21 protein-coding genes are annotated in these 19,736 nt (G+C 70.7%); 8 read left to right on the top strand and 13 right to left on the bottom strand.

Annotation, left to right across the window (positions count from 1 at the left end; all coding sequences use genetic code 11):
• Window positions 1-47: 47 nt before the first annotated feature.
• Both ACQW02_RS20260 and ACQW02_RS20255 read right to left on the bottom strand, forming a co-directional pair.
• The gene (locus tag ACQW02_RS20260; protein ID WP_431281720.1) at window positions 48-572 is read right to left on the bottom strand and encodes a chromate transporter; all 525 of its coding nucleotides are present in this window, start codon (window positions 570-572) and stop codon (window positions 48-50) included.
• Window positions 569-1,129: a chromate transporter gene (locus ACQW02_RS20255; RefSeq protein ID WP_431281719.1), complete on the bottom strand. Its 561-nt coding sequence runs from the start codon at window positions 1,127-1,129 to the stop codon at window positions 569-571. The genes ACQW02_RS20260 and ACQW02_RS20255 overlap by 4 nt, the downstream gene beginning before the upstream one ends.
• A gap of 117 nt (window positions 1,130-1,246) precedes the next feature.
• Here ACQW02_RS20255 and ACQW02_RS20250 point away from each other — a divergent pair, with 117 nt between their 5' ends.
• From ACQW02_RS20250 to ACQW02_RS20225, 6 genes are all read left to right on the top strand, one after another.
• Window positions 1,247-2,344 (top strand): 4-oxalomesaconate tautomerase, encoded by a 1,098-nt coding sequence (locus ACQW02_RS20250; protein WP_431281718.1) that lies wholly within the window; start codon window positions 1,247-1,249, stop codon window positions 2,342-2,344.
• 106 nt (window positions 2,345-2,450) lie between these two features.
• Entirely contained in the window at window positions 2,451-2,738 is a 288-nt protein-coding gene (locus ACQW02_RS20245; protein ID WP_431281717.1) for an AtpZ/AtpI family protein, read from the top strand.
• Window positions 2,739-2,833: 95 nt separating this feature from the next.
• Window positions 2,834-3,535 carry a F0F1 ATP synthase subunit A gene (locus ACQW02_RS20240; protein WP_431285937.1) on the top strand — a complete coding sequence of 234 codons (702 nt, stop codon included), beginning with the start codon at window positions 2,834-2,836 and terminating at the stop codon, window positions 3,533-3,535.
• A 71-nt stretch (window positions 3,536-3,606) separates the two neighbouring features.
• Window positions 3,607-3,831, top strand: a complete 225-nt coding sequence (locus tag ACQW02_RS20235; protein WP_111396493.1) for an ATP synthase subunit C family protein — start codon at window positions 3,607-3,609, stop codon at window positions 3,829-3,831.
• A gap of 58 nt (window positions 3,832-3,889) precedes the next feature.
• Window positions 3,890-4,465, top strand: coding sequence for a F0F1 ATP synthase subunit B' (locus ACQW02_RS20230; protein WP_431281716.1), 576 nt, complete (start codon window positions 3,890-3,892; stop codon window positions 4,463-4,465).
• A 16-nt stretch (window positions 4,466-4,481) separates the two neighbouring features.
• A complete protein-coding gene (locus tag ACQW02_RS20225; RefSeq protein WP_431281715.1) occupies window positions 4,482-4,988 on the top strand; it encodes a F0F1 ATP synthase subunit B in 507 nt (168 codons plus the stop codon).
• A 56-nt stretch (window positions 4,989-5,044) separates the two neighbouring features.
• On the opposite strand, the gene hpxZ is transcribed toward ACQW02_RS20225, so the two are convergent.
• From hpxZ to ACQW02_RS20185, 8 genes are all read right to left on the bottom strand, one after another.
• Window positions 5,045-5,428, bottom strand: coding sequence for an oxalurate catabolism protein HpxZ (gene hpxZ / locus ACQW02_RS20220; protein ID WP_431281714.1), 384 nt, complete (start codon window positions 5,426-5,428; stop codon window positions 5,045-5,047).
• Window positions 5,428-6,798, bottom strand: a complete 1,371-nt coding sequence (locus ACQW02_RS20215) for an AtzE family amidohydrolase (RefSeq protein ID WP_431281713.1) — start codon at window positions 6,796-6,798, stop codon at window positions 5,428-5,430. The genes hpxZ and ACQW02_RS20215 overlap by 1 nt, the downstream gene beginning before the upstream one ends.
• Window positions 6,795-7,007, bottom strand: a complete 213-nt coding sequence (locus ACQW02_RS20210; protein WP_431281712.1) for an AtzG-like protein — start codon at window positions 7,005-7,007, stop codon at window positions 6,795-6,797. Before ACQW02_RS20210 ends, ACQW02_RS20215 begins: the two co-directional genes overlap by 4 nt.
• 74 nt (window positions 7,008-7,081) lie before the next feature.
• Window positions 7,082-7,879, bottom strand: a complete 798-nt coding sequence (locus tag ACQW02_RS20205; RefSeq protein WP_431281711.1) for an alpha/beta hydrolase — start codon at window positions 7,877-7,879, stop codon at window positions 7,082-7,084.
• A gap of 88 nt (window positions 7,880-7,967) precedes the next feature.
• Window positions 7,968-9,596 carry an ABC transporter substrate-binding protein gene (locus tag ACQW02_RS20200; RefSeq protein ID WP_431281710.1) on the bottom strand — a complete coding sequence of 543 codons (1,629 nt, stop codon included), beginning with the start codon at window positions 9,594-9,596 and terminating at the stop codon, window positions 7,968-7,970.
• A gap of 75 nt (window positions 9,597-9,671) precedes the next feature.
• Window positions 9,672-13,715 carry a chromosome segregation SMC family protein gene (locus tag ACQW02_RS20195; RefSeq protein ID WP_431285936.1) on the bottom strand — a complete coding sequence of 1,348 codons (4,044 nt, stop codon included), beginning with the start codon at window positions 13,713-13,715 and terminating at the stop codon, window positions 9,672-9,674.
• 29 nt (window positions 13,716-13,744) lie between these two features.
• Window positions 13,745-14,365, bottom strand: a complete 621-nt coding sequence (locus ACQW02_RS20190) for a thioredoxin domain-containing protein (RefSeq protein WP_431281709.1) — start codon at window positions 14,363-14,365, stop codon at window positions 13,745-13,747.
• 34 nt (window positions 14,366-14,399) lie between these two features.
• Window positions 14,400-14,969, bottom strand: a complete 570-nt coding sequence (locus tag ACQW02_RS20185; RefSeq protein ID WP_431281708.1) for a DUF721 domain-containing protein — start codon at window positions 14,967-14,969, stop codon at window positions 14,400-14,402.
• A 69-nt stretch (window positions 14,970-15,038) separates the two neighbouring features.
• Between ACQW02_RS20185 and ACQW02_RS20180 the strand changes: the two genes are divergently transcribed.
• The gene (locus tag ACQW02_RS20180) at window positions 15,039-15,962 is read left to right on the top strand and encodes an NUDIX domain-containing protein (RefSeq protein ID WP_431281707.1); all 924 of its coding nucleotides are present in this window, start codon (window positions 15,039-15,041) and stop codon (window positions 15,960-15,962) included.
• 262 nt (window positions 15,963-16,224) lie between these two features.
• On the opposite strand, the gene ACQW02_RS20175 is transcribed toward ACQW02_RS20180, so the two are convergent.
• From ACQW02_RS20175 to ACQW02_RS20165, 3 genes are all read right to left on the bottom strand, one after another.
• Complete coding sequence (locus tag ACQW02_RS20175; protein WP_431281706.1) at window positions 16,225-17,328, bottom strand: choloylglycine hydrolase family protein; 1,104 nt, start codon at window positions 17,326-17,328, stop codon at window positions 16,225-16,227.
• 153 nt (window positions 17,329-17,481) lie between these two features.
• Complete coding sequence (locus ACQW02_RS20170) at window positions 17,482-18,159, bottom strand: DUF599 domain-containing protein (RefSeq protein WP_431281705.1); 678 nt, start codon at window positions 18,157-18,159, stop codon at window positions 17,482-17,484.
• 20 nt (window positions 18,160-18,179) lie between these two features.
• A complete protein-coding gene (locus tag ACQW02_RS20165) occupies window positions 18,180-19,391 on the bottom strand; it encodes an NADP-dependent isocitrate dehydrogenase (RefSeq protein ID WP_431281704.1) in 1,212 nt (403 codons plus the stop codon).
• 111 nt (window positions 19,392-19,502) lie between these two features.
• Between ACQW02_RS20165 and ACQW02_RS20160 the strand changes: the two genes are divergently transcribed.
• Window positions 19,503-19,709 carry a hypothetical protein gene (locus ACQW02_RS20160; RefSeq protein WP_431281703.1) on the top strand — a complete coding sequence of 69 codons (207 nt, stop codon included), beginning with the start codon at window positions 19,503-19,505 and terminating at the stop codon, window positions 19,707-19,709.
• The last annotated feature ends 27 nt before the right edge of the window (window positions 19,710-19,736 follow it).

Below are 19,736 nucleotides of genomic sequence, written 5' to 3'. Positions count from 1 at the left end.
GCATGCCTTTTTGAGATAATGCCCCGATCCTGGCCTGCCCGGAGCAATCAGAACAGCCACACCCCGGCGATTCCTGCCACCAAAAGCGCCCAGGCGGGGCTTGCGTGCGATCGCCAGACAAACACCGCCGTCGCCGCCGTCACCGCATAGGACGGCCACGCCACCGCCGAGGCACTGGTCATGACGATCCCGGTCGCCAGGCTCAGCCCCATCGCCACCGGCACCAGCCCCGCCCGTATCGCGACCAGCCAGGGGTGGCCGGCCAGCCGCAGGGTCCAGCCGGCCGCGACCCAGGCGACCAGCATGGCCGGCAGAAGCATCCCGAACAGCGCGCCGAACATCCCCGGGACGCCGACCAGCCGCCAGCCGAGCAAGGCGACCACCAGCACATTCGGCCCCGGCGCGGCATTGGCGAGGGCATAGGCGTTGGAGAATTCGGCGTCGGTCACCCAGCCCAGGTCATCGACCATGCGGCGATGCATCTCCGGCACCGCGGCATTGGCGCCGCCGACGGCCAGAAGCGACAGTCGGGCGAAGAAGAAGAACAGGCCAAGGGTGGAGGGTTCCGTCACACCCGGCCACGCCCGCGCCAGACGACGGCGGCGATGCCGGCTGGCCCCACCACCGCCAGGATCAGCAGCAGCGGCAATTGCCAGAAGGCGGCGGCGATGGCGGCCAGGGCCAGCAACGCCAGCAGGTCCCAGGTCAGGCCAAGCCTGCCGGCCTGCCGCGCCGCATTGCCGATCACCAGCCCGGCCGCCGCCGCCGCGACCCCATGCATGAAGGCCGCGACCCCCGGCACCGCGCTGAAGCGGTCCCAGGCCAGGGCAAATGCCATCAGCGCCAGCAGCGGCGGCCCATAGAGCCCGACCGATCCGGCGATCGCCCCCCAGGCGCCGCAGAAGCGCCGGCCGATCATGACGGCGGCATTGCCCACATTCGGCCCCGGCAGCACCTGGCCGATGCCCAGCACCTCGGCATAGTCGCGTTCGGTCATCCAGCGCCGTTCCTCGACGATCACCCGCCGGCACCAGACATTGGCGCCGCCGAAGCCCAGGCACGACGCCTTGGCATAGGCCAGCAACAGGTCGATCGGGCGCGGCGGCGGGTTGAGGGGGGGCGGTGTCACGATACGCCCAACCTTCCAGCGCCCGGCGCCAGGCGCAAGACGGCCGCTTGCTTTGTCGCTTGGCGGGGGGATAGTGCTGCTCAAAGCCTCCCACAGCCCGGCCCCAGGAGCCCGCCCATGCAGACCCGCATCCCTTGCGTCCTGATGCGCGGCGGCACCAGTCGCGGCCCGTATTTCCTCAAATCCGACCTGCCGGAGGATGTCGCGACGCGGGATGCCGTGCTGCTGGCGGCCATGGGCAGCCCGCACCAGTTGCAGATCGACGGTATCGGCGGCGCCAATACCCTGACCAGCAAGGTCGCCATCGTGTCCCGCAGCGCCGAGCCGGGCGTCGATGTGGACTACCTGTTCGCCCAGGTCGATGTCGGCCGGGCGCTGGTCGATACCCGGCCGAATTGCGGGAACATGCTGTCCGGCGTCGGACCCTTTGCCATCGAGGCCGGGCTGGTCGCGGCCAAGGATGGTGAAACCTCCGTCATGATCCGCAACATCAACGCCGGTGCGCTGGTCGAGGCCGTGGTGCAGACCCCGGGCGGCGAGGTCACCTACGACGGCGACACCGCCATCCCTGGCGCCCCCGGCACCGCGGCCCCGGTGTCCCTGCGCTTCCGGGAGGTTTCGGGCGGCAAGTGCGGCGCCCTGTTCCCCACCGGCAACCGCCAGGACATCGTCGATGGCGTGGCGCTGACCCTGATCGACTGCGCCATGCCGGTGATGCTGGTGCGGGCCGATGCGCTTGGCGTCAGCGCCGATACCAGCACGGCCGAGATCGAGGCCAATACCGCCCTGATGGCGCGGATCGAGGCGCTGCGCCGCCTGGCGGGGCCGATGATGAACCTGGGCGATGTCTCCGACAGCGTGATCCCCAAGCCCGTGCTGCTGGGGCCCAGCGCCGATTTCACCCTGGTCGCGCGCTACCTGACGCCGCATGCGGTGCACAAGGCGATGGCCGCCACCGGCGGCATCGCCATCGCCGCCGCCGCCCGCCTGCCCGGGACCGTGGCGGCCGAGGTCGCGAAGGTCGAGGTCGCCGATGTCCCGGTCAGCATCGTCCACCCATCCGGCATCATGGAACTGGGCATTTCGGTGCGCGATGGCGATGTCGAATGGGCCAGCGTCATGCGCACCGCCCGCCGCATTTTCGAAGGCACGGTCCTGATCCCCCGCCGGGTCTGGATCGGGCCGGCCGCGGCACTCGCGCAAGCCGCCGAATAGCCCACCAAAGCCGCCGCAAACCCCCCGCGGCGGTTGACATCGCTGCAATGCACCCGTAATCGCGCATCGCCAACCGGGGGGGCAATCTCGGGGGCAGGGTTACATCGTGGCAGACGAATTCGACGATCGACTGCGCAAGGCCCGGACCCGTCATGGTCTGGATGTCGCCAAGGACGGCGACAAGGGCGGCGCGCTTGGTCCTTGGGGCTTCGGATTGCGCGCGGGGGTCGAACTTGTTTCGTCCCTGATGGTCGGTGCCGGGTTGGGCTATCTGCTCGACCGCTGGCTCGGCACGTCACCCTGGCTCCTGATGGTGATGATCCTGGTGGGTGGCGCGGCCGGCGTCATGAACATCTATCGTTTGTTCATGCCGCCCAAGCGTCCGACATTGTAAGTTCAGATTTAGCAAGTTCGCTGGATAGCGGGAGAGAGCCTGTGGCCGCTGAAGGTCCGACCATCGACGCGCTGAGCCAGTTCGAACTGGTGCCGATGTTCGGCGCTTTCGGCTCGGCGGTGAATTTCAGCCAGGCCAATGCCTTCATGCTGGTCTCGGTCGCGCTGATCTCCGCGCTGTTCGTCTATGGCATGCGGCCGCGCGCCGTGGTCCCCGGGCGCCTGCAATCGGCCGCCGAGATGCTCTACAGCTTCGTCATGGGGCTGGTGACAAGCCAGGTCGGGGATGAGGGGCGTCGCTACTTCCCCTTCGTCTTCTCGCTCTTCGCCTTCATCCTGTTCGGCAACATGCTCGGTATGCTGCCCTATGCCTTCACCCATACCAGCCACATCGCGGTGACGCTGACCCTGGCGGTCATCGTCTTCCTGGTGACGACGATCGTCGCCATCCGCCTGCATGGCATGAAGTTCTTCGGATACTTCTTCCCCGAGGGCGCGCCGCTCTGGCTGGCGCCGATCATCATCCCGGTGGAAATCGTCTCCTACATCTCCCGCCCGGTCAGCCTGTCGATCCGTCTGTTCGCGAACATGGTCGCCGGCCACGTGATGCTGAAGGTCTTCGCGACCTTCGTCGTCCTGCTGGGGGGGCTTGGTGCCGCCTGGTTGCCGCTGGCGGCGCTGCCGCTGGCGATCAACGTGGCCCTCGTGGGCTTCGAGATCCTGGTGGCGTTCCTGCAGGCCTATGTCTTCGCGATCCTGACCTGCATCTATCTGCACGACGCGGTGCACCTGCACTGATCACCCGCTACTGGGCCGCGTTCGCTCAGCCTTTTTTGCCGCAACCACATCACCGTTCAAAGGAAGCTCACATGGAAGTCGCCGCCGCCAAGGCCCTCGGGGCCGGTATCGCCGTCATCGCGCTGTTCGGCGTCGGTCTCGGGATCGGCAACATCTTCTCCTCGCTGATCACCAGCGTGGCACGCAACCCGGCCGCCCGCGACGTCGTGTTCCCGATCGGCATTCTGGGCTTCGCGCTGACGGAAGCCGTGGCGCTGTTCGCGCTGCTGATCGCCTTCCTCATCCTGTTCGCCTGATCCGCGGCCCCGGCGCCCGCAAGGGTGCCGGGGCAGTTGCCTGTAAGATCGGAACCAGATGATGATGAAGCGCCTTTCGGCCCTGGCCCTTTTTGCCCTTCCCATCGCCGCGCAAGCGGCCGAAGGGCAGAGCGGGATGCCGCAACTGCGCTTCGGCGACGAAGCCCTGCTCGGCATGGTCGTCTGGCTCGTCGTCATCTTCGGGCTGCTCTACTACGTCGCCTCCACATATCTTTTGCCGCCCGTCAGTGAGGTCCTGGCTGACCGCGCATCGCGCATCGCCGATGACCTGACCGCCGCGCGCGACACCAAGGTGGAGGCGGATGCCGCCATCCGTGCCACGCGCCGCGCCATGGCCGAAGCCCGTGCCTCGGCGCAGGCCGAGGTGACGGCCGCGGTGACGACCGCCGGCGCCGCTGCCCACGCCAAGGCCGAGGCCGCCGCCGCCATCCTGGCGGCGCGCACGGCCGAAGCCGAAGCCAGCATCGCCCAGTCCCGCGACCGGGCCATGGGCGCGCTGCGGGATGTCGCGACCGATACCGCCGTCGCCCTGGTGGCGCGGCTTGGCGTCACGGCCAGCCCCGCCACGGTGGGCGCCGCCGTGGAATCCGCGCTGACCCAACGCGCCGCCTGAACGAAGGGATCCCGCCATGCACCATTATGAGCATTTCTGGCTGGACCCGAAGTTCTGGGTCGCCGTGTCCTTCTTCATCTTCGTCGGCCTGCTGGGGCGCAAGCTCTGGACCTTGATCGCCGCCGCCCTTGACGCGCGCGCCACCGCGGTGCGCGCCGAACTGGCCGAGGCATCCCGCCTGCGCGTCGAAGCCGAGGCCATGCTGGCCCAGGCCGAACAGGACCGCGCTGCCGCGACCGCCGAAGCCGCCACGATGATCGAGCGTGCCAAGGCCGAGGCCGAACGCCTGGCCGCCGCGACCGCCGCCGAGGCCGAGGCGACCGCCGCCCGCCGCGAACGCATGGCGATGGACCGCATCGCCGCGGCCGAGGCCAGCGCCATCACCGAAGTCCGCAACGCCGCCGCCGAAGTGGCGACCGCCGCCGCGCGCGACGTGGTGGCCAAGGCGCTGGACCCCCAGGCCGCCAGCGCGATGCTGGACGCCGCGATCAACGACCTGCCGCGGGCGCTGCGCGCGGCCTGAGCCAAGTCCCAACAGACGGGCCGAGGGGGCAACCCCTCGGCCTTTTTTATTGCCTGCTACCCGGCGACGCCCTCGGGCAACAGCGACACATGCGCCGCGACCACGCGCCAGCCCTCGGGCAGGCGCGCCCAGCTTTGCTGCTGGCGCCCGATCCGGCCGTTGCGGGAAAACACCGTGCTGGCGGTGGCAAAATCCTGGCCGAAGGTGGTGATCACCGTCCGCACCAGATCGCGCGCCAGGCCCACGGATGGCCGCGCCGCGCGAAACGCCGCGATCTCGGCATGGCCATGCAGGTTTTCCGCGGCGCCGTAGCGCACGGTCTTGGCGTGCTGCCAGAACATCGCATCCAGGGTCGCGACGTCATTGGTGGTCAGCGCGACCTCATAGGCCTCGAACAGGGCGGTGACCTCGGCCAGGGTCTTTGGGTCGTCGATCTGCATCAGGCGGGGACCTCCGGCGCGGCGGCAACGCCGGCTTTGACGAGCGCATCGGCGACGCGGAACAGGATGTCCTCGCGCCAGGGGGCGGCGACCAGTTGCACCGACAGCGGCAAGCCGCCCGGATTCGCCAGCGGAACTGCCATCGCCGGCAGGCCGATACAGGAAATCGGTTGGGTGTAGACGCCCAGCATCGGGCGGGTGGGGAGAGTCTGCCCGTCGATCACCATCGTCGCCTGGCCGATCAGCGGGGCGACGCAGGGCAGGGTGGGGGTCAGGAAGCAGTCCACCGTCTCGAAGGCCGCCAGGGCCTGGGCGCGCCAGGCGGCGCGGACGCGCTGGGCCTGCACCATCCAGGTCGCCGGGATCAGCGTGCCCGCCAAAAAGCGATCGCGGGTCGCGGGGTCGAAATCCTCGGGCCGGGTCTTGAGGTCCGGCAGGTGCAGGTTGCCGCCCTCGGCCATCGTGATCAGGAAGGCGGCGGCGCGGCCGGCGGCGGCCAGGGGCAGGTCCACCACCGTGGTGGCGCCCAGGACCTTGGCGAAGCCGGTGACGGCGGTCAGCGCCTCCGGATGGCCCCCCTTGGCGAAATGCCCGCCGGCGACGCCGATCCGCAGCCCGTCCAACCCGGTCAGACCGCTGACCGGCTGGAACGGCGTCGGCGTCTGGCAGGGGTCTTCCTCATCCCGCCCCTGCAGCGCGTCATAGGCCAGGGCCAGATCTTCCAGGGTCCGGGCAAACGGCCCCAGATGGTCGAAGGACCCGGCAAAAAGATACGACCCGCTGCGCGCCAGCCGCCCATAGGTCGGCTTCAGCCCGAAAATGCCGCACATGGCCGAGGGCACGCGGATCGAGCCATTGGTGTCCGACCCCAGGCTCAGCGGCACCAACCCCCCCGCGACGGCCGCCGCCGACCCGCCCGAGGAGCCACCGGCCATCCGCGCCAGGTCATGCGGATTATGCGCCGGTCCTTCGTGCGCATTCTCGGTGGTGAAGCCGTAGGCGTATTCATCCATGTTCAGCGCGCCGACGGGCACAGCACCCGCGGCGAGCATCCGGCGCACCAGAAAGCCATCCCGCGCGGCAGGCGGCGCGTCGCGTTCGATCTTGGACCCGGCCAGGGTGCTGATTCCCTCCAGGTCGAACAGATTCTTGACGGCGAAGGGCACGCCGGCCAGCGGGCCGGGGTCGCCGCCCTTGGCGACGGTGGCGTCGATCGCTGCGGCCGTGGCCAGGGCGCGGGCGGCATCGACATGGGTGAAGGCGTTCAGCCGCGGATTGCCGGCGGCGACGGCGGCAAGCGCCGCCTCGGCCACCGACACGGCGCTGCGGCGGCCGGCGCGGACATCGGCCGCGATGTTCTGGGCGGTCATGCGGCGGCCGGAGAGACGGGAATGAACGGTGCGGGGACGAACACCGGGGCGGGTTCATCGGCGGCCGTCAGCGGAACGGCAAAGACCAGCGCCGCCATGGCGGCTGCCTGGGCCAGGTTGGCGCCGACGGCGGCGACGCGATCGGGGTGCAGCGGCAGGCCGATCAGGGCGGCGGCCTGCACGGCATAGGCCTCGTAATCTGGGGTCATCGGGGTTCCTGGCGGTTTGTCGCGAATTGGCTCGCAATCCGCGTGCCGCGTGTCAACCGCCCGCGCGGCGCGCGTCAACCAATCGTGGCGGCCCATTCCAGGATTTCGTCGGCGACCTGTGGCCAGGTCGAATCCAGCATCATCAGATGCGCGGTATTGGCCAGGAACTGGGCGCTGGTGCCATGCCAGGCGGCGCAGCGCTTGACCGCATCGGCCGGGATCAGCGGATCGGCCTCACCCCCCAGGATCAGCACCGGCTTGCGGTGCAGGGCGCGCGGCGGGACCGGCTGCGGGCTTTGCGCTTCCAGCAGGGCGGCGCGGGATTCGCCGCCCAGGTGCAGCAGATGGCGGGCGGCATCCGCATCGGTCAGCCCGGCAAACAGCGCCGATTTCAGGTTGCGGGCGGGTTGCCGCGACCCCGCCGGTTCCGACATGCGCGCCACATCGCCCCATAAGAACGGGTCGCTGAACGCCAGCCGCAGGTTCGACCACCACAGCCCCTCGGGCGGGACCGGCGCCAGCATCGCCGCCCCCAGCACGGCGGGATCGGCCAGCAACCGCTGCGCCACCAGCGAGCCCAGCGAATGGGCGACCAGCAAGGTCGGGCGGCCGATCACCTCCAGCGCCGCGCGGGTTTCGGCCAGGAAGTCATCCAGCCCGGCGGGGCCGCCCTTGCGCCCGATGCGGCGGAAGGTGAAGGAGGCTGTCTCCCGCCCCCCCGCGTTCAGCCGGGCGGAAAATCCATCTTCCCAGATCCAGGCGCCGGTGGCGGCGCCGTGCAGCAGCAGCATCGGGGCGCTGTCGCCGGCCGCGGCGCGGCGCAGCAGGTGGTTGCTGGCGAAGGGGACGCGTTCTGGTTCTTGTTCTGGCATCGCCCCGGCAGCCTAGCGCCGGGGTCGCGCCATGGGGAAGCGGGCTGAACCGAATTCCCGCCTCAGTTCATTCGCCCGACGCGCAGCGTCAGTTCATTCTCACGAAGCGCAGCGGGAAGTAGTTGTTGGCCAGTTGCTCCACCTGGACGTTGTTGCGCATCGCCCAGACGATCTGCTGCTGGTGCAGCGGGATGTAGCCGACATCATCGCGCATCAGCGTGCTCGCCTCGGTGATCAGACGCTGGCGGGCTGCGGCATCGGTTTCCACCGCGATGCGGTCCGTCAGGCTGTCGAAGCGCGGGTTGGAATAGCCGCCATTGTTGAAGACGCCGCTGGCCGCCCCGTCGCGCGTGCGCGCCAGGTTGAACAGCGAATTGTGTGCATCGCCCGTCGCCGGGGTCCAACCCAGCAGGTAGAAGCTGGTGTTGTAGCGCGGGCCATTCACCTCGGCGAAGAAGCGCGCGCGGGTCTGCGCGTTCAAGGTCACGCGGATGCCGACGCGGGCCAGCATGGCGACGACGGCGGTGCAGATGCCTTCGTCGTTCACATAGCGGTCGTTCGGGCAATCCAGGGTCACGCCAAAGCCGTTCGGATAGCCCGCTTCGGTCAGCAGGCGGCGCGATGCCGCCAGGTCCAACGGCAGGCGCGTGTCATCGGCCTCGAGGAAGCCGTTCACGCCCGGGCCGTAGAGCAACCCGGTCGGCCGCGACTGGCCGCGCATCACGCTGCGCTGGATCGCGGCGACGTCGATCGCCTGGTAGAAGGCGCGCCGCACCCGCACATCCTGGAACGGGTTGCGCCCGCGCACGTCGCTTTTCAGCAGTTCCGGACGCAGTTGGTCCATGCCGAGGTAGATCGTCCGCAGCTCCGGCCCCTGCAACGCGCGCAGCCCCGGCGCACGGCCGATGCGGTCCACGTCCTGCGGCGGCACAGTGTAGATCATGTCGATCTCGCCCGACAGAAGGGCCGCGACCCGCGTCGCGTCATTGGCGATGACGTTGAATTCGACGCGCGACAGGTTGTGCTCCACCTGGCCCCACCAGCGCGGGTTCGGTGTCAGCACGGTGCGGCGATCGGGTTCGCGGCTGGTCAGCATGAAGGGCCCGGTGCCCATCGCGTTGCGCGACGCGAAGTTTTCTTCCCGCGAGGTCAGGTCGGCGACGCGCGTCGCGTTGTTGCGCTCCGTCCAGCCCTTGCTCATCACCTGGAAGGTGGTGAGTTCCTGCACCAGGATCGGGTTCGGCACGGTGGTGATCATGTCCACCGTGAAGTCATCGACCTTCACGATGCTGGCGATCGACTGGAAGGTGCCGGCGACATTGCTGCCCGGCCCGCGCGCGCGGGCGATGCTGAAGACCACATCCTCCGCCGTCAGCGGGCTGCCGTCGGTGAAGGTGACGTTGCGGCGGATGTGGAAGCGCCATTGCGTGGGCGACAGCAGTTCCCAGCGCTCGGCCAGCGCGGGCTGGATTTGCATGCCCCGGCCGTATTGGACCAGCCCGTCGTAGACGTTGTTGTTGAACGACAACAGGAAGGTTTCCTGCCGCGTGTAGGGGTCCATCGAATTGGTGTCGCCGTCATTCGCCCAGCGGAAGACGTTTCCGGCGGGGGCGGTCTGGGCGGCGGCGTGCGGCGCCAACCCACCCAGCATCGGCCCCATCATCGGCAGCGACAGGGCTGTGGCGAAAAGCGCGCGGCGCAGGGTGGTGGGCAGCATGGGGGTCTCCCGGGCGGGTCTGAAGGCGTGAGCCTAGGGGGGCGCCCGGCGCGCCGCCAGCCCGTTTCGCCGGCGTCAGCCCGCGCCCGGCCCCTCGGCCAGTTCCACCGCGCGGCCCAGGTCCACACTGAGCAGCCGCGACACCCCGCGTTCCTGCATCGTCACGCCATAGAGCCTGTGCATCCGCGCCATGGTCAGCGGATGGTGGGTGACGACCAGGAAGCGCGTGCCGCCTTCCTCCGCCATATGGTCCAGCAGGTCGCAGAGCCGTTCCACATTCGCGTCATCCAGCGGCGCATCCACCTCGTCCAGCACGCAGACAGGGGCGGGATTGCAGCGGAACACGGCAAAGATCAGCGACAGCGCGGTCAGCGCCTGCTCGCCGCCCGACAGCAGCGACAGCGACGACAGTTTCTTGCCCGGCGGTTCGGCGTAGATCTCCAGCCCCGCCTCCAGCGGATCCTCCGATCCGACCATCGCCAGATGCGCCCGCCCGCCACCGAACAGCCGGGTGAACAGGGCGCGGAATTCGACATCGACGCGGTCGAAGACCGCGCGCAGCCGCTCCCGCGCCTCGCGGTTCAGCCAGCCGACGCTGCCGCGCAGCTTGGCGATGGCGGAGGCGATTTCGGCCCGGTCGCTTTCGATCGAGGAGGCACGATCCTCGATCTCCTTCAACTCGATCTCGGCGCGCAGGTTGACCGGCCCCATCTCCTCCCGCTCGCGGGCCAGGCGGTCGGCGCGGCGGCGGGCCTTTTCCTCGGCGGCGTCGGACAGGTCGGCGGGTGGTTCGGGCAGCGTGGCTTCCTCGCCCAGGCGTTCCACGATCCGTTCGGCGGTGGCGCGGCCTTCGGTTTCGGCGGCGCGCAGGGCGGCGTCGGCCGCGACCTGGGTCTCGCGCGCGGCGGCGAAGGCGGCATCGGCGGTGCGGCGGCCGTCGGTGGCGGCGCGGCCCTCGGCCTCGGCGGCGGCCAGGGCCGTGGCGGACTCGGCCTGGGCGGCCTCGGCCAGGGCAAGGGCGCGGGCGGCGGCGGCGCGGCGGGTGGCTGCGGCGTCGGGGGCTTCGGCGGCGGCCTCCGCCTCCGCCGCGGCGGCATCGTGGCGGGCGGTCAGCGAATCGAGGCGGGTGGCGGCGTCTTCGGCACGGGTGCGCCAGCCATCGGCATCGGCGGTCAGCGCGGTGCGTCGGGCCACAAGGCGGGGCGCCTCCGCATCGAGGTCGGCGACATCGCGGCGGGCGGCCGCCTCCACCTCACGCGCCAGGGCGGCGGCGGCGCGGGCGGCATCGGCGGCGGCGCGCAAGGCGGCAAGGTCCGGCAGGTCTGCCAGAGTGCGGGCTGCATCGGCCAGGGTCAGGCCGGCGGCGGCGGACTCATCGGTCAGCCGGGCGATTTCGGGGTCCAGCGCGGCCAACCGGGCCTCGGCGCCCGCCGCCTTGGCCGATAGGCGGGCGGCATCGGCGCGGGTCTCGCCCAGCCGGCGTTCGGCGGCCTGGCGGGCGGTGCGGGCGGCGCCTTCCTGGGCGGCGGTGGTCTGGGCCAGGCGGGCGGCCTCGGCGCGGGCGGTGGTGGCCAGGGCGGGGTCGGGCAGGGCGGCCAGGGCGGCTTCGGCGGCCTGGGCCTCGGCGGCGGCGGCTTCGGCCTCGGCGCCGCTGCGCTCGCGCTGCGGCCCCAGGACTTCCACCCGCCCTGCTGCTTCGGCGGCCTGTGCGGCACAGGCGGCGGAGCGGCTACGGGCGGCGGCCAGGGCCTGGTCGGCGGCATCGCGCGCGGCGCGGGCGGTGGCCTCGGCGCTGGTCGCGGCGGCGGCGGCGGCTTCGGCGGCGTCGCGTGCGCGGGTGGTTTCGGCGGCGGCGGCCGCTTCCTGGTCCAGCCGGCGTCGGGCGGCGCGCAGGGCGTTGCGCTGGCGCAGGCGCACGGCCCCAGGCGTGGGGGCGCCGGCGCGGGCGGTATGGCCGTCCCAGCGCCACAGCGCGCCCTCGGCCGTGACCAGCATCTGGCCGGGGCGCAGCGTGGCCTGCAGGGCGGCGCCATCGGCGCCCTCCGGCAGCAGGCCGACCTGGGACAGGGCGCGTTGCAGGGCGGCCGGGGCTTCGACCAGCCGCGACAGGGGCGTGGCGCCGTGCGGCAGGGGCGCGTTGGGGTCGATCGGCGGCAGGCCGCGCCACCAGCGCAGGGCGGAGGGGTCGTCGGCCGGGCTTTCCAGCGTTTCGCCCAGGGCCGCGCCAAGGGCTGCCTCCAACCCCGGCGGCAGGGTGACGGCATCGAGCACCGGGGTCGCGCCGCCGGTGTCGCGCGCGGCCAGCAGGTCAGCCAGGCCCTGTGCCTCGGCCCCGGCGCGGGCGCGGGCGGCCTCGGTTTCCGCGGCGCGGGCGCGGGCGGCGGCTTCGGCCGTGGTCGCGGCGGCGCGGGTCGCGGCGGCTTCGTCCAGCGCCGCGGCCGCATCGGCGCCGGCGCGTTCGGCGGCGGCGAGCGCCGCACCCGCCTCGGCCAGGGTCTCGGCGGGCAGGCGGGCCGCCAGGGCGGCGTCGTGGTCGGCGGCGATACGGTCGCGTTCGGCCGCGAGTTTCTGGGCGCGGGCGCGGTTGGCAGCCAGGGCCTGGGTCGCCTGGGCGCGGGTGGCGGCATCGGCGGTGGCGGCCCGGGTGGCGGCCTCGGCGGTGGCGGTGGCGGCGCCCCGGGCGGCTTCGGCTTCGGTCAACGCGGCCAGGGCGGCGGCGAGATCGGCTTCGGCAGCCAGGACGGCGGCCTCGGCGGCGGCCAGCGATTCGGGCGGCACCTGTTCGGCGCGGGCGGAATCGCGTTCGGCCAGGCGGGCGGCCAGCCGGGCGCCGGTCTCGCGGGCGGTGCGGTCGGCGGCGTCATGCGCGGTGGTGACGGCAGTTTGGGCCGCGGCGGCCTGGGCGGCGGTTTCGGTGGCGGCGGCGAGCGCGGCGTCGGCCGTTGCGGCTTCGGCGATCGCGGCGGTTTGCGCGGCTTCCGCGGCCACACGCCGGCCGGGCAGGGCGGCCTCGGCGGCGGCCAGGGCCTCCGCTTCGGTCGCCAGCCGCGCCAGGGCGGCGGCGGCATCGCGCCCAGCGGCGGCGGCATGGGCCTGGTCCTGGGTGATCTGGTCCAGGCGCTGGCGGGCGGCGTCCAGGGCGGCGCGGGCTACGGCCTCGGCATCGGCCAGGGTTTCGGCCTCCACCCGGCGGCGTTCCAGGGCGGTGCGGGTGGCGGCTTCCGTCTCACGCGGGCCGGGCAGGTCGCGTTCGGCCGCGAAAGCGCGGATCGCGGCGGCCTCGGCGGCGGCTTCGGCGATGCTGGTGGCGGCGCGGGCGCTGGCCAGGGCGGCGGTCGCGGCGGTCAGCGATGCCGCCGCCCGCCCGGCCAGGATGGCGAGCCACTCCGCCTCCGCATCCCGCGTCAGCCCGGACAGGTTGCGATACCTGGCGGCCTGCCGCGCCTGGCGCTGCAACCCCTGGGCCTGGGTCGCCAACTGGCCCTTCAGGTCGTCGGCGCGCAGCAGGTTGGCCTCGGCGGCGCGCAGTTTCAGTTCCGCCTCATGCCGCCGGGCGCGGATGCCGCCGATGCCGGCGGCTTCCTCGATGACGCTGCGGCGTTCCTCGGGTTTTGCCGCGATCAGGGTCGCGACGCGGCCCTGGCTGACCATGGCGCTGGCGCGCGCGCCGCTGCCGATGTCGGCGAACAGGGTCTGGATGTCGCGGGCGCGGACCTCACGGCCGTTGACGCGGAAGGTCGATCCATCGCCGCGGCCGATACGGCGGACGATTTCCAGCGAATCGGCCTCCGCCTGTGGCGGGGGCGCCAGGCCGGCGGCGTCTTCCAGCGACAGCGACACTTCCGCCAGGTTGCGGCCCGGCCGGGTCGCGGTGCCGGCGAAGATGACGTCCTCCATCTCACCGCCGCGCAGCGACTTGGCGGAGGTTTCGCCCATCGCCCAGCGCAGCGCCTCGACGACATTGGATTTGCCGCAGCCGTTCGGACCGACGATGCCGGTCAGCCCCGGCAGGACCTCGACAATCGTGGGCTCGGCAAAGGATTTGAAGCCGGCGATGCGCAGGCGCGTGAGGGTCGCGCTGCGCGGGGGGCGCGGCGTTTCCGCCGCCGCGCCTTCAATGTCGTCCGCCTGCGGCTGGACGTCTTCCGTCAAGCCGACGCCTCACGCACATATTCGGCGAAACGGTCGAAGGGCATGCCGCCCGGGACGACCTTGTTGCCAAAGACGAAGGTCGGCGTGCTGTTCACGCGGTATTCCTGTTCCGCGCGCTGGCGCCCTTCCAGGATCGCGCGTTGCAGGTCGCGATCGCCCATCGCGGCGTTCACCTGTTCGCGCGACATGCCGGCGATGGCCGCCAGCTTGGCGATTTCCGCCGCCGGATCGCCGTTGCGATTGAAGGCCCAGCGGTCCTGCGTGCTCAACAGGGTGGAGATGAAGGCGTCGTAGCTCGCCTCCGGCAGCGAGCGCGCCACGGCGGCGGCGGCCAGGCCCAACTGGTCCAGCGGGAAGTCGCGCAGCACCATCCGGATGCGGCCCGTATCGATCAGTTGCGATTTCACGCGCGGGAACACGTCGCGGTGGAAGGCGGCGCAATGGCCGCAGGTCAGCGAGAAGAACTCGATCACCACCGGGCGCGTATCGGGGCGGCCCAAGCTGCGTTCGGTCAGGCGGGGGTCGTTCGCGGCGATCTGGGCAAAGGCCGTCGGGGCGACGGCCAGGGTCGGCACCAGGGCGGGGAGGGCAAGGAGGCTACGGCGAGGAAGGCGCAAGGGGCTGTCTCCGGCTGCGGGCGGCCGGGCGGCATCACCCCCGGCGCGTGTTCCGATAGACCCCGCGGGCCATTTTTTCCAGCGCCGCGCGCAGGTCGGGGCTTTCGATGCCGGAAAGATCGGCCAGGACATGGGGCGGCAAGGGCGCGTCGGGGCGGGCCTGGGCTGCCCCGGCGCGCGGCAAAACCGGGCGCGGCGCCGATTGGACGAAGCGCAGCCGCTGGACGACGGCCCGGCCGAGGTGGGTGTTCACCCGGTCCATCACGACCGGCGCCATCATCTGCAACTGCATCGCGGCAGGGCCGGTGCAGGCCAGGGTCAGCGTCCCGGCCGACAGCGATTTGGGCACGCCGAGTTCGGCCAGGGCGGGGCCGGCGATCTCGGCCCAGTCCGCGATCAGCAGCGCCGCCTGGCCGCCGTGCCGGCGCAGGGCGGGGCGGGCGACAGTCGGGATCAGCGCGCCCAGCGCCCGCAGGTCGAAGGCGCGCCAAGGGGGCTTGGGTGGCGTCGCACTGGACGGGGGCGGGGCTTGTGGGGCATCGCCCTTGGCGTGACCCCGCTTTACCCCCCCGCCGCCGCGCTTCTTGCCTGGTATGATCGCCATCGGCGCATTCTGCCTTTTCGCGAGACCGGCGGACAGGCCGATCCGTATCGGGTCTGGCTGTCGGAGGTGATGCTGCAACAAACCACCGTCGCCGCAGTGGCCCCCCGCTTCGCCCGGTTCCTGACGCGCTTTCCCGATGTCGCGGCCCTGGCCGCGGCGCCCGAGGCCGCGGTGATGGAGGAATGGGCGGGGCTTGGCTACTACGCCCGCGCCCGCGCCCTGCATGCCGCCGCCCGCGCCATCGCCCAGGCGGGCGGGTTCCCGGCCGATGTGGCGGGATGGCGCGCGCTGCCGGGCATCGGCCCCTATACCGCCGCCGCCGTCGCCGCCATCGCGCTGGGCCAGCCGGTGGTGCCGGTCGATGGCAATGTGGAACGGGTCGTCGCCCGCCTCTTCGCCGTGACCGAGCCCCTGCCAGGCGCCAAGCGCCGCCTGACCACCCTGGCCGAGGGCTTCCGCGCCGACCCCGCCATGCGCGCCCGCCCGGGCGATTTCGCCCAGGCGCTGTTCGACCTGGGCGCGACGATCTGCACGCCCAGGACACCCACCTGCGCCCTATGCCCCTGGCTTGGCGCCTGCGCCGCGCAGGCCCAGGGGATCGCGGCCGACCTGCCGGCCAAGGCTGCCAAAGCCGCGCGCCCGCATCGCCACGGCGCGCATTTCCTGGCGCTGGATTCGTCGGGCCAAATGCTGCTGGGGCGCCGCCCGCCACGCGGGCTGTTGGGGGGCATGGCGGATATCCCCGGGACGCCCTGGACCGATACGCCGTGGGAGGATGCCGCCGCCCTGGCCCATGCGCCCTTTGCCGGGGCCTGGGCGCCGCTGCCCGGCACGGCGCGGCACGGCTTCACCCACTTCGAATTGACCATGCGGCTGTTCCTGGCCCGTGGGCACGCGCCCGCCCCGCCAGGGCTAGCCTGGCGCCCGGCCGATGAGGCCGCGGCGGCCCTGCCGACCGTCTTCCGGCGGTTGCTGACCCTGGCGGGATATTGAAAAATGGGGAGGTTGCGCAATGGAGAGGGCTTCGCCCCCTCCAAACCTCCCCCACCAGGGGCCGCCGCCCCTGGACCGGCGGAGTATTGGTAAAATAAAGAGAGGGGCATGACGCGCCATCGATCAAAAGCGCGCCTTTGACGCCCCTCTCTTTATTTTACCAAGTATCGTGGGTTCCAAGGGGCCACGGCCCCTTGGTGGGGATAGTTTGAAAGGGGCAACGCCCCTTTCAAGGCGCCACCCCCCATTTTACAGTAATCCCCTACGGCTTCAGGCTCGCCGTGGCATCGATCGCGCTGGGATAGGGCAGGTCGGCGATGCGGATCGAGCTCGGCCGGTCCTGGGCAAAGATCGTGTTCAGGTCGAGCGTCAGGAAGGTCAGCCGGTGATTGTAGTCCGTGATCATCAGCCGATTGTTGGTCAGGTCCTTGATCGCCACGAATTGCGTGTAGTCGGACACCAGTTGCGAACCCTCCTGGCTCTGCGCGACGCCCAGGGGGATGTTCACGGTATTGAGGATATGCCCGACCGCCTGCACCGCCTCGGCGCCCGTCGCCGGCTGCGTCGTGTTGTGGCGCATGAAGGCCGCGCGGACAAAGCGTGACGGCGGGGTGTAGTCGCCGGGAATGCCCATCGTCCCGCCGCCCTGGCCCAGCGCCGTGACATTCGCCGTGCCGACCCGCGTGGCCTGCACCCCCACGGTCGAGAGGTTCAGGTAGTTGCGGACGTTCAGCAGGTGCCAGTCATAGGTCGGCGCATTGGTCAGCACGCCCACCACATTGTCGTACAGCCGCAGCTCGCCGCCCACATATTCGACGACGACGCTGGCGCCCGTCCGGTCGGTGAAGACCAGGTGCAGCGTCAGGGGCAAGTCGCCCGTGCCGAGGGCCGCGGCATCGAACCAGACCTTGGTCGCCTGAAGTGCGGTCCGCACCTCCGCGACGCTTGCGAAGCTGCCAAGCGACCAGGTGCCGAAGTCGAGGATGGAGACGTAGTTCCGGTCCTGCGGGGTCACTGTCTGGTATTCGGTGAAGCCGGGAAGGAAATTGGCGCTCATGCCGAGGCCGGCGGAGTTCTGCCCCTCCAGCAGCGCGACGCTGGACAAGACGCCTGGGGCGACGCCGACCAGGGCATATTTCGTGGTGATGTTGTTGGTCGGCAGGTTGAGGCCCGGCGGCGGGCGGAGTGCCATCGGCGCCCCGGCCGGCTGGCTGACGAGCTTCCACTGCATGTCCAAGGCCCATTCCATGGTACGCCCGGCCACCACCGTGCCGTCGCGGCCGGTGACATTCACCGCCGTGCAGGCGAGGGCGGCGTGGAAGGTCGCCAGGACGCAGACCGAGGTCAGCAAGGCTCGCAGTATCATGGGGATGCTCCTGGCTTTGGGTCGGGGCTGGTCTGCCCGCGGCCAGGTTCCGCTATGGCTCGCAATCGGAGGTTGAACAACCGGGCGGGAACGGCAAGGCACGAAAATGCGGAAAGCCGCGATGCCGAGGGCGGCGGAACGCGCGAGGCGCCGTCAGCGCGCCGGGTCCAAGAGCGCGTCGCGCACGATGGAACGGAATTCCCGCCGGTGAATTTCCTGCAAGACCAATAGGCTGGCGATGATCAGCGCGATCGGGTGGATGATCCAGGCCAGCGCCGCCAGCCCGAAGTAATAGGCCCGCAGCCCGGTGTTGAAATGCCGGGCGGCGCGGTTGATGACCCGGGCCGCGACCTCGGCCGCCCTGGTGTGGGACGGCCCGCGCCCCAGCCCGCCGATCAGGATGCTGCCGTAGTTGAACTGCCGCAGCGCCCAGGTCAGTTCGAAGAAGGCGCGGACGAAGATGATCAGCATCAGCGCGATGCGCATTTCCCAGGCACCGTCGGTGATCTGTGCCTCCAGCAACGGAAGCGCGCCCAGCACGCGCCGCCCCATGTCGGGCGATGCCAGCAGCGCCAGCAACCCGCCCAGGATGAAGATGCAGGTATTGGCGAGGAAGGAGGTCGAGGTCATCAGATTGCCGATGATCGACACGTCGGAGATGCGATTCTCGCGCTCCAGCGCCGCGATCATCCAGCGGCGGCGGTGTTCGTCCATCGCCGCGATCACGCTGCGGGCGCGGATACTGGGCACGCGGTCAACGACCGAGGCATAGCCCGCCCAGCAGGCCACAAAAATCAAAAGTGCAAGAAGATCGAGGGCCGAGAGTGTCATCCCGGCCCCCGAGGCAAAACTCAGGCCATCGCCTTCTTCAGGTTCTCATCCAGCTTCGCCAGGAAGTCCTGGGTGGTCAGGTAGGGCTGGTTCGGCCCGACCAGCGTGGCCAGGTCCTTGGTCATGAAGCCGCTCTCGACGGTGTCGATGCAGACCTTTTCCAGGGTCTCAGCAAAAGCGGTCACATCCGGCGTGCCGTCGAATTGGCCGCGATAGATCAGCCCGCGGGTCCAAGCAAAAATCGACGCGATCGGGTTCGTGCTGGTCGCGCGGCCCTTCTGGTGTTCGCGGTAGTGGCGCGTCACCGTGCCGTGCGCCGCTTCGGATTCGACCGTGTTGCCATCAGGGGAGAGCAGCACCGAGGTCATCAGCCCGAGCGAGCCGAAGCCCTGTGCCACGATGTCCGACTGCACGTCGCCGTCGTAGTTCTTGCAGGCCCAGAGGTAGCCGCCTTCCCACTTAAGCGCGCTGGCGACCATGTCGTCGATCAGGCGGTCTTCGTAGACAATGCCGGCCGCGGTGAAGCGGGTCTTGAACTCATTGTCGAAGATGGTCTGGAAGATGTCCTTGAAGTTGCCGTCATAGGCCTTGAGGATCGTGTTCTTGTGGCTGAAGTAGACCGAGAAGCCACGCGACAGGCCGTAGTTGAACGACGCGCGGGCAAAGCCCTCGATCGAGGCGTTCAGGTTGTGCTGGCCCATGAAGGCGCCAGGGCCCTTGAAGGCGAAGTCGCCGATTTCGACCGGGGCGCCATTCTCGGGCGTGTAGGTCATGGTGACCTTGCCGGCGCCGGGGACCTTCATTTCGACCGCGCGGTAGATGTCGCCATAGGCGTGGCGGCCGACGACGATCGGCTTGGACCAATGCGGCACCAGGCGGGGCACGTTCTGGCAGATGATCGGCTCACGGAAGATCGTGCCGTCCAGGATGTTGCGGATCGTGCCGTTCGGCGACCGCCACATCTTCTTCAGGCCGAATTCCTTCACCCGGCCTTCGTCGGGGGTGATGGTGGCGCACTTCACGCCCACGCCGTACTGTTTGATCGCATTGGCGGCATCGACGGTGACCTGGTCATCCGTCTGGTCGCGGTATTCGACGCCGAGGTCGTAGTACTTCAGGTCGATGTCCAGGTAGGGGAGGATCAGCTTGTCCTTGATGAACCCCCAGATGATGCGGGTCATCTCATCCCCGTCGAGTTCGACGACGGGAGTCTTTACCTTGATCTTGGCCATGCTGATCCTCGGGAGCCCAATCCCCAACCGGGCGGCGGGGCGGGCGGAAGAAAGCATCGGCGCGAGCCTGGGGCAAGGCGGCAGGCCGCATGGTCCGCACGCGGTTGCAACATGACCGTAACGCCCAAGGTCCTGGGCGCCGTCGCGGCCGGGCTGAGCCGGGGGCTGGAGGCCGCGACCGGCGCCGGCTACCGCCTGGGGTATGAGATCGCGCGGGATGAGGCCGCCTTCCTGGCCCTGCAAGCCGGCCAGCCCGCCCTGGCCGAGGCGATCCGCGCCCTGGCCCCGCGCCCGGCGCGCAAGCAGCAGGTGACATGACCAAGGCCCCCATCGTGTAACGCCCGC

Origin of the sequence: Humitalea sp. 24SJ18S-53, from assembly GCF_050632385.1 — a bacterium.
In the GTDB taxonomy this organism is placed as follows: Bacteria; Pseudomonadota; Alphaproteobacteria; order Acetobacterales; family Acetobacteraceae; genus Humitalea.
The sequence above is the reverse complement of the archived record's forward strand: the minus strand, read 5'-3'. Positions and strand labels throughout refer to the sequence as shown.

Coding starts and splice junctions, on each gene's coding strand:
- ACQW02_RS20200 (WP_431281710.1), bottom strand. CDS start 9,596: ATGCTGCCCACCACCCTGCGCCGCGCGCTTTTCGCCACAGCCCTGTCG.
- ACQW02_RS20250 (WP_431281718.1), top strand. CDS start 1,247: ATGCAGACCCGCATCCCTTGCGTCCTGATGCGCGGCGGCACCAGTCGC.
- ACQW02_RS20210 (WP_431281712.1), bottom strand. CDS start 7,007: ATGACCCCAGATTACGAGGCCTATGCCGTGCAGGCCGCCGCCCTGATC.
- ACQW02_RS20185 (WP_431281708.1), bottom strand. CDS start 14,969: ATGGCGATCATACCAGGCAAGAAGCGCGGCGGCGGGGGGGTAAAGCGG.
- ACQW02_RS20240 (WP_431285937.1), top strand. CDS start 2,834: ATGTTCGGCGCTTTCGGCTCGGCGGTGAATTTCAGCCAGGCCAATGCC.
- ACQW02_RS20170 (WP_431281705.1), bottom strand. CDS start 18,159: ATGACACTCTCGGCCCTCGATCTTCTTGCACTTTTGATTTTTGTGGCC.
- ACQW02_RS20230 (WP_431281716.1), top strand. CDS start 3,890: ATGATGATGAAGCGCCTTTCGGCCCTGGCCCTTTTTGCCCTTCCCATC.
- ACQW02_RS20180 (WP_431281707.1), top strand. CDS start 15,039: ATGCTGCAACAAACCACCGTCGCCGCAGTGGCCCCCCGCTTCGCCCGG.
- hpxZ (WP_431281714.1), bottom strand. CDS start 5,428: ATGCAGATCGACGACCCAAAGACCCTGGCCGAGGTCACCGCCCTGTTC.
- ACQW02_RS20205 (WP_431281711.1), bottom strand. CDS start 7,879: ATGCCAGAACAAGAACCAGAACGCGTCCCCTTCGCCAGCAACCACCTG.
- ACQW02_RS20235 (WP_111396493.1), top strand. CDS start 3,607: ATGGAAGTCGCCGCCGCCAAGGCCCTCGGGGCCGGTATCGCCGTCATC.
- ACQW02_RS20175 (WP_431281706.1), bottom strand. CDS start 17,328: ATGATACTGCGAGCCTTGCTGACCTCGGTCTGCGTCCTGGCGACCTTC.
- ACQW02_RS20215 (WP_431281713.1), bottom strand. CDS start 6,798: ATGACCGCCCAGAACATCGCGGCCGATGTCCGCGCCGGCCGCCGCAGC.
- ACQW02_RS20160 (WP_431281703.1), top strand. CDS start 19,503: ATGACCGTAACGCCCAAGGTCCTGGGCGCCGTCGCGGCCGGGCTGAGC.
- ACQW02_RS20225 (WP_431281715.1), top strand. CDS start 4,482: ATGCACCATTATGAGCATTTCTGGCTGGACCCGAAGTTCTGGGTCGCC.
- ACQW02_RS20165 (WP_431281704.1), bottom strand. CDS start 19,391: ATGGCCAAGATCAAGGTAAAGACTCCCGTCGTCGAACTCGACGGGGAT.